At 34.9% G+C, this 17,270-nt stretch carries 13 protein-coding genes and 1 riboswitch; of the genes, 12 read left to right on the plus strand and 1 reads right to left on the minus strand.

Features of this window, described 5'->3' with window-relative positions:
* Positions 1 to 12 precede the first annotated feature (12 nt).
* From C1724_RS02275 to C1724_RS02315, 9 genes are all read left to right on the plus strand, one after another.
* Positions 13 to 246, plus strand: coding sequence for a hypothetical protein (locus tag C1724_RS02275; protein ID WP_102345127.1), 234 nt, complete (start codon positions 13 to 15; stop codon positions 244 to 246).
* Positions 233 to 790 (plus strand): DUF6036 family nucleotidyltransferase, encoded by a 558-nt coding sequence (locus C1724_RS02280; RefSeq protein WP_102345128.1) that lies wholly within the window; start codon positions 233 to 235, stop codon positions 788 to 790. Before C1724_RS02275 ends, C1724_RS02280 begins: the two co-directional genes overlap by 14 nt.
* Positions 791 to 1,055: 265 nt before the next feature.
* A complete protein-coding gene (locus tag C1724_RS02285; protein WP_102345129.1) occupies positions 1,056 to 1,712 on the plus strand; it encodes a glycerol-3-phosphate responsive antiterminator in 657 nt (218 codons plus the stop codon).
* A gap of 87 nt (positions 1,713 to 1,799) precedes the next feature.
* Complete coding sequence (locus tag C1724_RS02290) at positions 1,800 to 3,134, plus strand: alkaline phosphatase family protein (RefSeq protein ID WP_102345130.1); 1,335 nt, start codon at positions 1,800 to 1,802, stop codon at positions 3,132 to 3,134.
* Positions 3,135 to 3,181: 47 nt separating this feature from the next.
* On the plus strand, positions 3,182 to 3,991 hold the full coding sequence (locus C1724_RS02295; RefSeq protein WP_102345131.1) for an HAD-IIA family hydrolase: 810 nt from the start codon (positions 3,182 to 3,184) through the stop codon (positions 3,989 to 3,991).
* A 126-nt stretch (positions 3,992 to 4,117) separates the two neighbouring features.
* Positions 4,118 to 5,062, plus strand: coding sequence for a carbohydrate ABC transporter permease (locus tag C1724_RS02300; RefSeq protein WP_102345132.1), 945 nt, complete (start codon positions 4,118 to 4,120; stop codon positions 5,060 to 5,062).
* Positions 5,063 to 5,076: 14 nt separating this feature from the next.
* Entirely contained in the window at positions 5,077 to 5,907 is an 831-nt protein-coding gene (locus C1724_RS02305; RefSeq protein WP_258000263.1) for a carbohydrate ABC transporter permease, read from the plus strand.
* A 31-nt stretch (positions 5,908 to 5,938) separates the two neighbouring features.
* Positions 5,939 to 7,255 carry an ABC transporter substrate-binding protein gene (locus C1724_RS02310; RefSeq protein ID WP_102345133.1) on the plus strand — a complete coding sequence of 439 codons (1,317 nt, stop codon included), beginning with the start codon at positions 5,939 to 5,941 and terminating at the stop codon, positions 7,253 to 7,255.
* An 81-nt stretch (positions 7,256 to 7,336) separates the two neighbouring features.
* Complete coding sequence (locus tag C1724_RS02315; RefSeq protein WP_102345134.1) at positions 7,337 to 8,434, plus strand: ABC transporter ATP-binding protein; 1,098 nt, start codon at positions 7,337 to 7,339, stop codon at positions 8,432 to 8,434.
* 104 nt (positions 8,435 to 8,538) lie between these two features.
* On the opposite strand, the gene C1724_RS02320 is transcribed toward C1724_RS02315, so the two are convergent.
* Complete coding sequence (locus C1724_RS02320) at positions 8,539 to 9,327, minus strand: HAD family hydrolase (protein WP_102345135.1); 789 nt, start codon at positions 9,325 to 9,327, stop codon at positions 8,539 to 8,541.
* Positions 9,328 to 9,807: 480 nt separating this feature from the next.
* Between C1724_RS02320 and C1724_RS02325 the strand changes: the two genes are divergently transcribed.
* The 3 genes from C1724_RS02325 to C1724_RS02335 all read left to right on the plus strand — a co-directional run bounded on the left by C1724_RS02325 (position 9,808) and on the right by C1724_RS02335 (position 16,894).
* Positions 9,808 to 13,047, plus strand: coding sequence for an EAL domain-containing protein (locus tag C1724_RS02325; RefSeq protein ID WP_180994100.1), 3,240 nt, complete (start codon positions 9,808 to 9,810; stop codon positions 13,045 to 13,047).
* A gap of 73 nt (positions 13,048 to 13,120) precedes the next feature.
* A riboswitch (cyclic di-GMP riboswitch) is annotated at positions 13,121 to 13,203 on the plus strand.
* A 107-nt stretch (positions 13,204 to 13,310) separates the two neighbouring features.
* Entirely contained in the window at positions 13,311 to 14,471 is a 1,161-nt protein-coding gene (locus C1724_RS02330; RefSeq protein ID WP_102345137.1) for a diguanylate cyclase domain-containing protein, read from the plus strand.
* Positions 14,471 to 16,894, plus strand: a complete 2,424-nt coding sequence (locus C1724_RS02335; protein ID WP_102345138.1) for a PAS domain S-box protein — start codon at positions 14,471 to 14,473, stop codon at positions 16,892 to 16,894. Before C1724_RS02330 ends, C1724_RS02335 begins: the two co-directional genes overlap by 1 nt.
* Positions 16,895 to 17,270: the final 376 nt, after the last annotated feature.

The raw sequence follows: 17,270 nt of genomic DNA on the forward strand, positions 1-17,270 counted from the left end.
GGATGGTGTATCGTGAAGCAGATTGACTTCTCTGATTTAAATGTATGGATTCAATCAAAAAAGCCTGAAGTAGAACGTCGATTACTTCAAGAAAAAGCTAACCATCGTAATTTTCGAACAAGACCCAGGGATCCTGATGAAATAAAAATCTTAGATATTTTGTGTAAAAAGAAATGGGAAAAAGCAGAGCAAGAGGGGAAAATAAAATATCTATCAGATCGAGTGTGGTACTATGAGCTTGATTGAAAAGGCGAAGGAACAATTACAACAACTTCAGTCTAGAAATCAATTTGAAAAGATGTTAAAAGTAACAGCCATTTTAACATATTTATTAGAAGAAAGACGATTACGTCCTATTGTGGTAGGAGGATTAGCTGTTGAAATCTATACTCGAAGTGATTATACGACAACAGATATCGACTTAATCCTAAGTGATCGAGAGGTTGCTAACGCACTATTGTTAGAATTGGGTTTCACGAAGGTAGGAAGACATTGGTATCATGAGGACTTGTCGGTAAGTATCGAAATTCCTAATGATATTTTAAGAGATGCAGATGAAGAAAGGGTTATTGAGCTTTCTCTTGAAAAAGATTTAAAGGTGTACGTTATAGCAATCGAAGATATTATTCTTAATCGACTTCGAGCATGTGTTCATTGGAAATCCTCTTCAGATTGTGAATGGGGAAAACGGATGTTACTGCTTCATCGCGAGCGTTTGGATATCCCATATATGTTTAAACAAGCAAAAGTAGATTTAACTATTAATATTTTAAATGAATGGATTAAATAACTAATATTTCTCATTACCATTTTGTTTTATTATCTTTTGCTAGAAACAAGTAGATGTCATTAATAGGAACTTTTACGAGTTACAATCGAAACGGAAACGCTCAATCCCTAAAAACTGGGATTGGGCGTTTTTTTTATAAAGCTAGTTTCCTGAGGTTTGTAAAGTAGCCCTAATATTTACTTAGCAATTATTTACATTAGATTAATATGGAATTAAAAATCGTTATTTATGATAGACATATCAAATAAATGAAAGGGGACACTGAGTGACACTACTACATAAAATTGGAAAGAAACCTATTATCGCTGCATTAAGAGATCCTAAAGAAGTAGAAACAGCAATCAAAAGCAATGTGGATAACATTTTCTTTATGGGTGGAAATGTTCAGGAAGTAATCAAGTCAGTCAAACTTGCCAAAGCATCCAATAAAGGAGCGTTTGTTCATCTTGATCTTATCAAAGGCCTATCAAGTGTAGACAAAGAAGTTATTGAATTTGTGTCTGAATATATTGGTGTTGATGGAATAATAACTCCTAAAAGCCATCTTGTTCGTGAAGCTAAAAAAGCAAACTTGTATGGTATTTTACATTTATTTGTTTTAGATTCAAATGCTTTATATAAAGGGAAAGAGATGGTTGCAAATATTCAACCAGACGGTATTGAAATCATGCCAGGTATTTTATCAAAAGCAACGAGAGAGTTTTCGATGGTAAATGAAAATATCCCGGTGATTGCAAGCGGCTTAATTCAGTCAAAAGCAGAGGTTTCTGATAGCTTGCAAGCAGGGGCCACATCACTGTCAGTCAGTGAAAAAGATTTATGGGATTTGACATTTGATGAACTTTTTATTGAATCTAATAAACAATCAACTGTTGATAGAGTGACGAGAGGGAGAGAACGCTCTGAATCAACAATAGGATAGAAGTGTATTTAACTATGTCTATTGTTATTCAATGTGTTCTCTCCCTTTTTTTTACTAAAACTAATAAACCTTTTAGGAGGAATTTACATGTTATCACAAAATCAATCAACTATTATTTTGTTAAGCATCGATGGACTGGCAAACTACTATCTTGAAGATCCAAAGGTAAAAATGAAAAACCTGAGAAAATTAATAGAAAGCGGAACCGTTGCGCAAGGAATGAATAGTATTTTTCCGACAGCTACATGGGCTATTCATACAAGTATGGTAACAGGTAAATATCCAAATAAACATGGTGTTCTTGGGAATCGTGTTGTGCGAAAGGACATAAAGCAAATAGGTGAATATTTTGGAGACCGCATGTGGGACAAAGAGGATGTTCTTATTGGAGAAACTATTTATGATGCAGCTAAAAGGCTTGGTTATAAAACGGCATCAATCTGTTGGCCTGTTACAAGGGGAGCAAAATCAATTGATTTCAATATTCCAGAGTTTTATGAACAAGATTTATTTGAGAAATATTCTTCTCAACCATTTTGGAATGAATTAAAAGATGCGGGGTTTCCGGTAGATCAGTATGGTTCATGGAGCACAGATCATTCACGGGGACAGATGCAAGACTGGCTTACAACAGAAATCACTAAGTATTTAATCCAAAAGCGACAAGCTAATTTTATTATGCTGCACTATTTATTGCCTGATAGCTTTCAGCATGACTACGGAACCAAATCAAAAGAGGTTTATTGGGCATTGGAATATATAGATGAAAGAATTGGGGACCTGATTGAGACTTTACAATCTGAGGGACTATGGGAAGATAGCCATTTGTTCATTTGCTCTGATCATGGATTTGTTGATACAAAACGTACATTATATCCAAATGTACTATTTAAACTAAATGGTTTGTATGATTCTCAAAATCCTTCTAATAGTAAAGTTTTGGCTGTATCAAATGGAGGTTCTAGCTATGTGTATCTTTTAGAAAAAGACAACATAGAACGAGAGCGATTAAGAGTAGTTGTTCGGAATTTACTGAATGATACAGATGGAATTCGTGATGTCTATGAAATTGATCGCTTTGCTGAATTAGGATTGCCTGGGCTGGGTGAACATGATAATCAGCGGCCAGATTTTGTGCTCGAATGTGAGTTGGATTGTTTTGTCCATTTCGAAGATAGTGGAAATGAAGTCATAGTAAATGAGTCGAAAATTAAAGGTATGCATGGCTATCTACCTTCACACCAACAATTAAAGGCGATGTTTATAGCTGTAGGAAAATCTTTTCATTCAAATCATATTATACCTGAAATGAACGTAGTGGATATTGCACCAACTATTGCAAAGTTATTAGATGTTGAATTGGAAAATGCTGATGGACAGGTGATTGAGGCATTATTTAAAGAGATAAGGATGATCCACTAGCTTGTTAGAGCACAGCTTAAAATCAAAAGGATGGAAGGAGGATAATAGTGGATACACTGATGGTTCCAAATTTAAAAGAGATAAAAGTATTTCTTTTTGATTTAGATGGTTGTTTATACTTTGGTAAGCGTCCTGCGGAAGGGGCAGCTGAACTTCTTGCAACTTTGAGAGCTGATAATAAAGTCATATTATTTGTTACAAATAATTCTACTGAAACAGCTCCTGAAATCGTTGATAAATTATTTCAACTTGGCATAAAAGCAAATGAAAATGAAATGATTTGCACAACTGATCTAATAGGTAGATTGTTAAAAAATCAATTTGGGAGTTTAGCTGTTAAAGTCTTTGGAAGTGATGCGTTAAAAAAACAGGTCCGAACGAGCGGGCATAATGTTTTATCACTAGATCACCATCAAAAGGCAGACGCAGTTATTGTTGGGAGGGATATATCTTTTGACTATGAAAAGTTAAGGAAAATAGCTTTAGAAATTAGTAATGGGGCACTTATTATCAGCACCAACCCGGATGGTTATCACTTTAATGATGCTAAAGAAATGGTACCTGAAACTGGCTCCCTAGTTGCATCTGTAGAGAGTATGTTTGATATAAAAGTCCCTTATATAGGAAAACCCGCACCGTATTTGTTTGAGGAAGCCTTAAGACGGAGTGGAGCTCATGCTCATGAGATGTTAATGGTGGGTGATAATTTGAATACAGATATTGTGGGCGGAAACAGTATGGGGATAAAAACCGCTTGGATTCAAAATGAAAAGGTTAATATAAATATTCATATAAAGCCTGATTTTATATTGAAGAGTATTGAGGAATTATTTCTTCTATACTTTAATAAAGTTTAACTTCCTAAAGGATTAAAGTATAAGAAAAGAGGGCCTTGGGCATCCCTTTAGGTACTTCGTAATTTGCCATTACGGGCAAATTACGTGTGTTTCTCTAATATCAAATAAATTAGGGGGTTACTCTAAATGCGTACTGCAGTTACGAATGTACAGGTAAGAGAGAGGCAAAAGGTTAATAGGCGCATATTAAAATTTTTAAATCTAAAGAAATATATTTGGCCGTATGCCATGCTATCTCCTACACTCGTGATTTTAGCTATCTTTTTCGTTTTTCCTTTTTTCTTTTCATTGTATTTAAGTTTTATGCAATGGAATCTGGTAAGTCCAACTAAAGAGTTTGTTGGATTCTTTAATTACTCTAGTTTATTGACTGATGATGTCTTTTGGATGGCCTTAAAAAATACGATGTTATATGTATTTGGTACCGTGCCATTATCGATGATCATTGCGATTGGATTAGCAGTATTAATAGAAAGTACAGGTCGGCGCATTCGTGAAATTTATCGCTTTCTATTATTTATACCTGTTGTTGCTTCAATTGCAGTAACTAGTATAGTGTGGATGCTACTTATGAATCCCGATACGGGCCTTATTAATAATTATTTAAGTATGATCGGATTAACGGGCCCAAACTGGTTGAATGACCCCAAATGGGCATTGTGGAGTTTAATGATTGTTGGTGTTTGGAAAGCGGTGGGTTATAACATGGTTTTATATATAGCAGGTTTGAAAGGGATTGATACGCAACTGTATGAAGCTGCCGAAATCGATGGTGCAGGCTCATGGAAGAAGTTTATTTCAATAACGTTACCACAACTTTCTCCGGTAAATATGTTTGTACTTGTTGTTAGTATTATTAATTCTTTTCAGGTATTCGCAACGGTTCATATTATGACGAGCGGTGGTCCCAATAATGCAACAAATGTATTGATCTACCAAGTATGGCAAGAAGCCTTTCAATTTTTCGATATTGGGAGGGCAAGTGCACTCTCTATGATTCTTTTTATTATCGTTCTAGTAATTGCTGTTATCCAAATAAGATTGATTGATTCAAAGGTACATTATTCTTAAAAGGGGTGCAATTAGTGAAGATTATAGTAAAAGACCCTACACATTCATTCATTCTGCACGGATTTCTAATATTGTTTACTTGTATAGCACTATTGCCAATTTTTTGGATGATCAGTGTTTCCTTTAAACCGTCTAACGAGATTTATAGTAATTGGTGGTTCTTACCTGTACCCTTCTCGATTGAAGGTTATGCCCAAGTGTTTGAACATACACCATTTCTTATGTGGTTAACAAATAGCGTATTGATCACATCTTTACAGACATTAGGTCAGGTTGTATTAGCTTTTTTTGCTGCGTATGTTTTTTCAAGGTTCGAATTTCCAGGACGTGATTGGCTATTTTATTTAGTGCTAGCCACGATGATCATCCCTCACCAAGCTATGATGGTGCCTACATATATTACAGTTAATATGTTTAATTGGGTGAATACATTAACAGGTGTGATTGTTCCGTTTTTAGCAAGTGGCTATGCTATTTTTCTTCTAAGGCAGTTCTTTTTAGGAGTACCCAAAAGTTTAGCTGAGGCAGCTGAGGTCGATGGTTGTGGGCCTTTAAGGATTTTATGGTATATATATTTGCCAGCCTCAATACCAGCACTTACTGCGTTAAGCATAATATTATTTGTGAATAATTGGAATGAATTTTATTGGCCGCTACTGATATTGATGGATGAAAATAAGTTTACATTACCCGTTGCGCTTGTTCAATTTCAAAATGAAGGCGTGCTTGAAACTGTACCAACTATGGCAGTAGCAACATTATCTACAATTCCAGTACTAGCTTTATATTTTATGTGTCAAAAAAAGTTTGTTGAAGGATTCACGAATACAGGTCTTAAAGGCTAAATCATTTAGCTATCTATTAGGAGGAGAAAACATGAAACGTAAGTTATTAACTTGTATAGCTATTCTATTCTTATTATTTTCACTAGGTTGTTCAAATATATCCAGTTCATCAGAGCCAGTCACTCCATCCGAAAATTCAAATGGAGATCCTATTGAAATTGAATTTATGCACATTTGGGGAGGAAGTGCAGGAGAAGCAGTAGATCGTTTAGTTACAGAATACAACGAAAGTCAGGATAAAGTGCATGTCAAACCGGTCTTTGTTCAAGGATCATATGAAGGAATACTGGAAAAGCTTCAGATTTTAGCGACTTCAAACCAATTGCCAGACTTAGTATTATCAGGGTTTACATATACAAATTATATGATTAAAAATATGCCTATTGTTCCATTACAAACGTTCATAGATAAAGAGAATATGGATCTATCTGACTTCTTTCCCAAAATGCTTGAACTAGGTAAAGGAATGGGTGAAGTAGCAGATGGGAGTATTTACGGACTTCCATTTGTAGTGAGTACACCGGTTGTTTATTACAATAAAGATCTTTTTGAACAGGCAGGTTTAGATCCAGAAAATCCTCCAAAGACATTTGATGAATGGCGTGAAGTCGCTAAATTATTAACCAATGGAGACCAAAAAGGAATTTATTTTAACTATAGCATTACAGGAAATTGGTTATTCCAAGCGATGACGGAGACATTAGGCGGACAAATGATTGCGGTTGATGAAACACAGGTAGCTTTTAACAATGTTGCGGGTAAACAATCATTACAATATTGGGTTGATTTAATTAATGTTGATCAAACAATGCCAAACGTTGATAATCAACAAGCCGTGCAAAGCTTTACAAGCGGAAAGCTAGGCGTGTACGTAAATACAACAGCTTCACTACGTCAACTTCAGGCAGAAAGTGATTTTGAAATTGGAACAGCCCCATTCCCGGTTGATGGCACACATCCCCGTAAAGTACCTGCTGGGGGAAATGCCATTTACATGATTGAATCTAACACAGAACAAGAAGAAGCTGCATGGGATTTTATTAAGTTTGCAACTTCTCCTAAAGGAACGACGATAATCTCAGAAGGAATCGGTTATATGGCTGTACGTCAAAGTGCGATAGAAAAGGATGAGCTATTAGGAAAGTATTTAAAGGAAGAAAATCCGGTAGCCTACACAACTTATACACAGGTTGATGATATGGTCCCATGGTATAACTATCCTGGTGAAGGTGGAACACGTATTTACAAGATTGTTCAAGATAATATTCAGGCTGCACTTACACTGCAAAAGTCAGTCGAGGAAGCTTTAAATGGTGCAGCGAAGGAAGCAAATCAATTAATACGATAACGGGAAGTGGAAATGATTCGGGAATAACCTGATCATTTCCACTGAATGATTGTACATACCTATCTATGGAGGAGGATAATCATGGGCGAACTTAAGTTGGAGCATGTATTTAAGTATTATGACAGCAATAAGGCTTCTGTAAATGATTTTAATTTACATATTAAAGAGAAGGAGTTCGTTGTATTTGTTGGGCCTTCAGGATGTGGCAAATCAACGACATTGCGAATGATTGCAGGGCTTGAAGACATCTCGAAGGGGGATTTATATATAGAAGGAATACGAGTAAATGACGTATCTCCAAAAGACCGTGATATAGCTATGGTATTTCAAAATTATGCTTTATATCCACATATGAATGTGTTTGATAACATGGCATTCGGATTAAAGCTTAAGAAAGTTCCTAAGGATGTAATCAAAAACAAAGTTCAAGCTGCCGCGACAATGCTAGGATTGGAAGAGTATTTATATCGAAAACCGAAAGCATTATCTGGTGGACAAAGGCAGAGGGTTGCCTTAGGACGTGCGATCATCAGGGATGCCAAAATTTTTTTAATGGATGAGCCATTATCTAATCTAGATGCGCAGCTTCGTACACAAATGCGAGCTGAAATTATCAAGCTACACCAGAGCCTGCAAACGACAACGATTTATGTTACTCATGATCAGACTGAGGCTATTACGATGGCTACGCGGATTGTTGTAATGAAGGATGGTGTTATTCAACAAGTAGGAACACCTAAAGAGGTATATAATAATCCGGAAAATATGTTTGTCGGCGGCTTTATTGGAACTCCTGCCATGAATTTTTTAACCGGTATTGTTCAAGAAGGGAAGTTTAAAATTGGTGATGTTGAAATTGTAATACCGAAAGAAAAGCTCTTTACTTTAAAAGGAAATGGTTATAAGAACTGTGAAATTGTTATAGGAATCCGTCCTGAAAATGTACATAGAATATATGAAGATAATAGTAAGCATAGTTTGGATGTCATCCATGCTACAGTAGATGTAGCTGAATTAATGGGCAGTGAAACACTTTTATATTTGAAGTTGGGTGGTCAAACATTTACTGCAAAGGTTAGCGCCAATGAAGACGTTCTTGTTGGCGAAAGTATTCCTATAAATTTAGATTTGAATAAAGCTCATTTTTTTGATAAAGATTCAGGCTTACGAATTCGCTAAAATTATCAATAAAGGTGCCCTCTCCATGTTGTGTATTGAGGGCACCTATTATTATTTTAGGAAGTGCTGTCAGCCAATTAGTTTTCATGCATCGCGAAGTTTGATTAATCAACCAAACCTAATATTTTTAACCCATTATAAATACCTGAGTTCTCAACATCCGTTGTTACATGCTTTGCGTATTGAAATAAATCTGGATGTGCGTTGCCCATCGCAATACCCTCTCCAACAGCACTTAGCATTTCTTTATCGTTCATCCCATCTCCAAAAGCAATGGTGTTTTCTTTTGAGTAGCCTAACCTTTCAATTAGCTTTTGAACGGCTATACCTTTATTTACATTATCCCTGATGACATCTAAGCAATTTTTTAAGCCAGTAACATTCACATTTGAATAATGAATTCCTTCAAAATCTTGATAATACGTATCTGCTTTATCTTCCGATGTGATAATAGTTAAGCCTAAGATACTATGGATATTAGCGAAAGTAAAAATCTGATTTAGGTTCATTTCAAACGTTTTGATAAATTGTTGTACTAAATCGGTTTCCAAAGAAGTAAATAAATTTTCTTTATCAGAATATAGCACCAGTTCATGATTATGGGCGTTTGCAATCTCAACAAACTTTTCAATATCTTTATGATCGACAGGCTCTCGATAGATTTCTTCGCCTTGATAAATACCATGTGCCCCGTTATATGAAATAAAAGATGTAATCGATAATTCATTTGCAAGGTCTTTAATATTATGTAAAGGACGACCGGTAGCTAAAACAACTTCGATACCTTTCTCTTGTAATTGTGAAATAGCATTCTTAGTCGAAACCTCAATGGTATGGTTCGCTTTTAAGATTGTTCCGTCTATATCTAGAAAAACAAGTTTGTAATCGTTCATGCGAATTCTCCTTAATAATTTAGAATTGTATAATGTTAACTCAGTGTTTAAGTAGGTAAGTATTAGTAAATTCACTATTAATTCCATTGCTTTTAATATAGGTTTATTTCATGCTTACAAGCTAAAAATGATATATATTTTGGAATAGGAAATTATTCCTGAATTGGGATAAAAGCTGTTAATGGGAATAGAAGGGGATAACTTTTTCTTCCTAAATCATTCACAATATATCATAACCTATAAAAAATTAATTATCTGTAAATTTAAAGAAGAAAACATCATCTTCCGAATTTCGTTCACTTTAATGTAATTCATAAAGTTGGTTGGCGTACAGGATAGTCAATTTTACCTATTTCAATAGTTTTGTTATTTCCAATAAGTGATCATTGTTGTTAAGGACTGATCATTTTATATTGGGATGAGAAGAAAAATATTTTTGTTAAGACTTAAAACAAGATAATAATAATGGACGGTGGCTTTATGGGATTCAGGGATACATTTAATATGTACTTGGTCATATTTTTAATAAGTATACCAATGATTACTCTTTACGTTGCATTTGAACGTGATCAGCGAAAAGACCTATTTAATAGTAGACATAGTAGGATGTATTTGCTTAGTAGTGCAATAGTTATGGGATTAGGAGTTGTTGGATTTTACATTACCCATATGTATTTGTCACTAAATACATTTCCTCAAGAGGAGAAAACAACGTTAGAAATTAGCGTGGATATGTTGATGTTAGGATTTGGTATTGGTGTTGCAACTCTTATTATTTTATGTGTATTCACACTTATAAGCCATCAAGAAAGTAAATATTATATTCAAAGGCAAAAACAAAAAATTCATGACCAGTATTATCTACCGCTTTATCAGCATAATCCTGGACTTGTTTTAACCTTTGATACTGAAGGTAATTTTTTGAACACAAATAAAATTGTGGAGTCATATGGGTACGAACTTGAGGAAATATTACATCGCCCTTTTGCCCCCTTACTTGTTTCTGATCAAGTAGAAAAGGCTATGGAAAATTTCCGAAAAACATTAAGTGGTCAAGCCACAAACTTTGAAACGGCCTTTATAAGTAAATTTGGTAATCGAATCGAATTAGATGTAACCCTTATCCCGATGATAGTAGATAAAGAAATTATCGGGGTTTATGGAATTTGTAAAGATATTACGAGTTATAAAAATGACCAAATGGCTTTAGTTGAAGCAGAATTTAAATATCGTATTTTAGTGGAAGATTCTTTAATAGGTATTTATATTATTCAGGATGGAAAATTCGTTTATGTGAATCCACAATTAATAAACTTCTCTGGTTATACAAAAGAAGAATTGATCAATACTGAGGTTGCTGTTCATATTTTTCCAGAAGACCTACCGTTGGTAAAAGAAAATCTTCAAAAAAGGCTAATGGGTAAGCTGAAAGGTAATCGTTTCCAATATCGCGTAATCAAAAAAGATAAAAGCATTATGCATTTGGACGTGCATGCCTCAAAAACTATGTATAAAGGTATGCCAGCTGTAATTGGTAGCGCTATTGATATTACGGAACAAAAACTTGCCGAAGAGAAGGCTAAATATTTGGCATACCATGATGTCTTGACTGGTTTACCAAATCGGTTCAACTTTATTTCTAATTTTAATAAGGCTATAACAAATCAAAATGTAGAGACTGCAGCTGTTTTATACCTTAATTTAGACCGATTTAAATTGATTAATGATACGCTTGGTCACGATATTGGTGATCTGTTGTTAAAAGAAGTTTCAAATAAATTGCTAGACTGCATTGGCACTGATGATTGTATAGCAAGGCTTGGCGGTGATGAATTTATATTTCTCCTTCCGAACAAAAATGCTGAGGGCGCTTTGAATACAAGTGGAAAAATTCTAGATTGTTTAAATGTGGGAATCAACTTAAAAGGTTATGAGTTATTTATAACCCCAAGTATTGGAATAAGTTTATATCCTCAGGATGGAGGTAATAGTGAAACCTTACTGAAAAATGCTGACATAGCTATGCACCAAGCAAAACAATTAGGAAATAATAATATCCAATTCTATGAAAATAAATCAGCTGAAATCACAAATGAAGTATTCACTATGGAAGCGGATCTTCGAAAAGCAATTGAACATGAAGAATTTGTTTTATATTACCAGCCAAAGGTCGATATCCAATCAGGTGAACTATCTGGACTAGAAGCTCTAATTCGCTGGCAACATCCTGATAAAGGATTAATTTCCCCCGCACGCTTTATTCCTTTGGCAGAAGAAACCGGTATGATCGTTCCAATTGGGGAATGGGCATTAAGACAAGCGTGTACTCAGATGAAGGCCTTACATGATAAAGGTATTATGACACCTGTTGTATCTGTTAACCTTTCAGTAAGGCAGTTTTATCAGCCCAATTTAATTAAAATGGTTAGCCATATACTAAATGAAACTGGTTTACCTCCAGCATTTTTGGAGCTTGAGATTACCGAAAGTATGATGATTGATACACATCATGCGCTCAAGATAGTGTCTGAGCTGAAAAAGCTAGGAGTAACAATTAGTTTAGATGATTTCGGGACGGGTTATAGTTCGCTTTATTACTTGAAAAAATTCCCAATCGATATTGTGAAAATTGACCAATCCTTCGTTCGAGATTGTTTAGAAGATGTAAATGATTCTACTATTGTAGAAACCATTATTGCGATGGCACACCAACTTAAACTAGAAGTCATTGCTGAAGGTGTTGAAACAAAAGAACAGCTTATATTCTTACAACAGCATCTATGTAATAAAGCACAAGGCTACTTATTCAGTAAACCTGTGCCAATAGAAGAGATTGAGAAGAAGTTTGCTGAACTTGAGCAACTAGTCGACCAACTTGGAGTTCCACAAGAAATAAGGGAACAAAAGTGGATGGAAGAAGCGTTTAGGATAGCGCAACAAGAACTGCATGACACTATACGTCAGCAGCAAGGTATGACGTTAAAAGTCAAGGAGCAGGACGGAAGGTATATCCATACTTTGTGTGATGGCGAATTACTGTATCGATTAGGATTCGTACCAGAACAAATTCTCGGGAAGGACCACTTTGAAGTTTTAAGTGTTGAAGTGGCTGAAGAGATCACAAGTTATTATCGAAGAGCTTTCAATGGGGAAGAAGAGGTTGTTTTTGAAATGGAATATAATGGTCTTCACTATTTAGCGTCATTACGACCTATTCGAAAAGGTGGACAAATAGTTGAGGTCATTGCATCTTGTGTGGATATTACAGAGCGAAAACGAGTAGAAGAGGCTTTAAAAGCTAGTGAAGAGAAGTATCGACTTATAGCAGAGAATACATCAGATCTAATTAGAGTTGTTGATTTGAATGGAGTACTTCAATACGTCTCACCTTCACATCAATCAATATTAGGCTATTCACCTGAAGAAATTCATGAAATGTCTGTTTTTCAATTTATTCATCCGGAAGATATTCCATATGTACGGAGAATGCATGATGAAACGATTGCTACTAATACACCTGCTCAGATTGAATTTCGACATATCCATGCAGATGGTCATTGGGTATACGTTGAAGCAAAAGGAACTCCTGTACGAGGTGAAAATGGGCAGATTGAGAGTGTTGTTATAGTTGCTAGGGATATCACAAAGCGGAAACTAGCTGAATTAGATTTCCGCAAGTTTAAGTCTATAGATCCTATTGAGAAGAGTAATTTTGGTTAGCGAAAAAAAGTTAAAGGGCGGAGTTAACGACATCTCGGTACTTGCTAGTTAATTAATATTTAAACTAAACAACTTTTGAAAATGGCAAACCTATCGAAAGCTAGGGACGCAAAGCCACGGGCCTAAAGTATCTACAATGGCAGCCGGGTTACCAAAGGATAGACAAAAAGCTATTCTTTTTTAGAATGGCTTTTTTTATGAGAAATTTCAGGTCAATCCTTATATAAAGTTTAACTCATTTGAAATAGGGAGGACCAAACAATATGTACGATATTGCAATGACTACACTAACAAAGAGGTTTTTAACTCTCAAAAATTTTTTATGGCTATTTCTTATGTTTGCAGTTATTCAATACTTGGATGAAGTGCTTGAATCTTTAGGAATTACTATTGAAAATACAATTTTAGATTATGTTTTTGATGGTGTTCAAATGGTATTTATCGGAATTTGCATATATATTTTTCTTCAATATGTGGAAAAAAGTGTACAAAATTCACTATTAAAAGAAACGTTTTTACGCGCAGTGACAGAAAATATGGATGAGGGAGTATCTGTCTGTGACAAAGATGGAAATCTATTATATATGAATGGCACTTCTTCACAACGTGTAAATAAAGATTTTCTATCATTTCCGATTCCTTACGAGCATTGGACACAAAAATTGAATATCTATGAAGATGATAATCAAGAAATGAATACTAACAATATACCTTTGTTAAGAGCTTTAAGAGGAGAAGAGGTTAAGCATCAACAATTAATATACAAACCAAATGGTGAATCTGCTCAATTTCATTCAGTAAATGGTAAACAAATTACAAGTAAAACCGGTGAGATTATTGGTGCGCTTGTTGTTATTCATGATATTACCGAACAAAAACGAGCCGAGCAAAAAATAAAGTATATGGCATATCATGATAATTTAACGGGGTTACCCAACTTAAGATTTTTTAAAGAAAAGGTATCCGGTATCTTGGAAGTGGATTACCAAAACAAAACTTCAAAGCCGTTAGCCATCATGTTTTTAGATTTAGATGGCTTTAAAGCGGTCAATGATAATTTTGGACATGACATGGGGGACTTGTTATTAATAGAGGTTTGTAAGCGTATTACTGCATGTTTACCTGATAGCGATTTAGCTGCACGGATAGGTGGAGATGAATTTACAATATTACTTCGAGATATAAAAGCTAAAGAAGATGCTATTGCAGTTGCACATTCTATTATCAATAAAGTTGGTTATCCTTATGACATACATGGAAATAAACTACAAGTAACTACAAGTATAGGTATCAGTTTCTATCCTTATGACGGTTCGGACAAGGGAACATTAATGAAGAATGCTGATACCGCGATGTACACAGCTAAGAAAAATGGAAAAAATCAATATTGTGTTTTTCATGACATTAAGGGAGATCGAAAATAATGAAACAATTTGTGAAAAGAATAGGAAAAGATGTTTTGGCATTTTCAAGTTTATTTGATTTCATGAAAGACTTAATTATTTTAGTGGAAATTGACGGCGATTCCTATCGATATGTATATGTGAACCAATCAGCAGCCAGTGTTCTAAGTTACGATGGTGGCATTTACGGACAACGGATCGAGGATGTAGTACCTAAAGGTCGAGCAGAGCTATTAAAACAATACTTTAAAGAGGTTCAAACTACGAAAAAATCAGTAGAGTACATTGAATCCATCGAAACTAAAAATGGTACTTTTATTGGCGAAAGCTCTCTTGGCCCCATTATAACAGAGGATGGAGATTGTCAATATATCTTGGCTATTACTAGAGATGTAACTGAGAAGATGCAAAAAGAAATGGAACTGTTAGAAACTAAAAGAACGTTAGAAAAAGAGCATAAAAGGTTAACTTCCTTGGTAGAAAACAATGACGATGCTGTATTTGAATTAGACTTAATGGGAAATTTCACTAGCTCAAATGCCATCCTTACACAAATAACAGGTTATAGTGAACAGGATTTGATTGGCAGCTCCTTTGTTCCATTGATTGATAAAGAGTATTTAAACGATACACTTTCACACTTTGAACGAGCATTAGCTGGAATTAATGAAGAATACGAAACCTGTATTCAGAATAGCCACGGCGAGAAAATTTATTTATTGGTAACAAATATGCCGATTAATATTGATGGAATGCTTGACGGAATCTACGGAATTGCTAGAGATATTACCGAACGAAGAAGGATGGAACGACTTTTGGAGGAAAGTGAGCAACGGTATAAATCGTTATTTGAAAATCACCCTGATGCAATTTTTTCTTATGATTTGTATGGGAATTTCACTAGCGGAAATGCTGGTGTAGAACGTATTTCCGGATATTCTAGCGAAGAATTTTTAGGGAAATCTTTTATCCCAATGATGGTACCTGAGGATGTTGATAAGACGTTATACCATTTTAATAAAGCGATTCAAGATAAAAAAACGGAAAGCTATGAGGTGGCCTTACGACATAAAGCTGGACACCGGGTTGAACTGTTTGTGATGAGTATTCCCATAATTGTTAATGATGATGTAGTAGGTATATATGGACTCGCAAAAGACGTAACTGAAACAAAACAAGCACAAAAGGCTTTAATCGAGACAAAGGAAGAACTTGAAGTTTTTTGGAAGTATACAGTTGATCCTGTTTTTTTTATCAATACAAAAGGAGATATACTCAAAGTAAATCCTGCATTTGAAAAAACGTTTGGCTTTAGTGAAGATGAAATAGTTGTTCAAAAGTGTACTATCGTTCCAGTTAATCTAAAAATTGAACTATTAGAAATCAGCGAAAGAATTAGTAATGGAGAAATTATTAGTACTCATCAAACAAAACGTATAACAAAGCATGGGGAACTTCTAGATATTATTTCGTCTTATACACCAGTCCGAGATGAAAGTGGAAATATAATCGGAGCAACTGCTTTTTACAAAAATGTTACTGAACATAAAAGAGCAGAAAGAGAACTTATCAAGAGCCAAGAAAAATATAGACTCATTACTGACAATGCATTTGACATTATCAACATAATCAATCCAAATGGAATTATTGAATTTGTTTCTCCATCTAACGAAAAAATACTTGGTTATCCAACGGAAGACTGTATTGGAACTCCCTTTTTAACACATGTACATCCAGAAGACCTATCCCTTTTAGAAAGAGAATTTAGACGCCTTTTAGCTGGTGGAGAACCATGCCCGGTTGAATTCAGGGTTTGGCATAGGAATGGTCAGATGATCTGGATGGAAGCAAACACAACCCCTGTCATTGAAGATGGAGAGGTTAAACAATTAGTTACGATTGCTCGTGATATTACAGAGAGGAAAAAACTTAGGGATGAATTAGAGAAGGCTGCATTCTATGATTTCCTATCAGGTTTACCAAATCGTCGTACCTTCGATGATAGATTAGAAATGGCGATTCACCATGCAAATCGTTCGGGGCAAAAGGTTGCTGTCATGATGCTGGATGGGCGAAAGTTTAAGCAAATAAATGATACGTATGGACATGATGCAGGGGATGCTGTTATTAAAGAAATGGCAAGGCGACTGCAAAAATGCGTACGAAAAACAGATACTGTCGCCCGGTTAGGTGGGGACGAAATGGGTATTATTTTACCTGAACTGACTTCGGTAGAAACTGCTGAAGATATTGCGAGAAGAATCATAAAGGCATTTGAAGAAGCAATAGATTTTAATCATGTAAAAATTAATTTAGGGGCAGGTATTGGAATTTCTTTATATCCAGACCATTCAAATGACAAAAGGCAACTGGTAAAATTTGCTGATATGGCTTTATATGATGCAAAACAAGCTGAACATACTGAGTATAAAATATATAAATAGACTTTAAATCCTAGTAGGAAGTAATTCCTACTGGGAGAATCATTCTTACAACTAACAAATAGAAAATAAGAACTACTGGTGATATACAAACACTTGGTATTAGAAATAAAATAAAGATACAAAGTTAACGAGGAGACAGTGTAGTGTATATTGTCTAGGTCGATAGAAAGTCTACTAAGGTCTTGTTGTTCGACGAAAAACGACAACAAAATACAAAAAACCACTTCACCTTTCTATTATTTCATGTTAAAACTATATGTATAGTAATAATGTTATATTTACTTTTTAGGAAAAATGGTCAATATTCACTAATTGACGCAGTAGTCATTTGTCGATGAATTAATTAAAAAGCACTAATAAATGAATACGTACAACT

The organism is Bacillus sp. Marseille-P3661 (assembly GCF_900240995.1).
GTDB lineage: Bacteria > Bacillota > Bacilli > Bacillales > Bacillaceae_J > OESV01.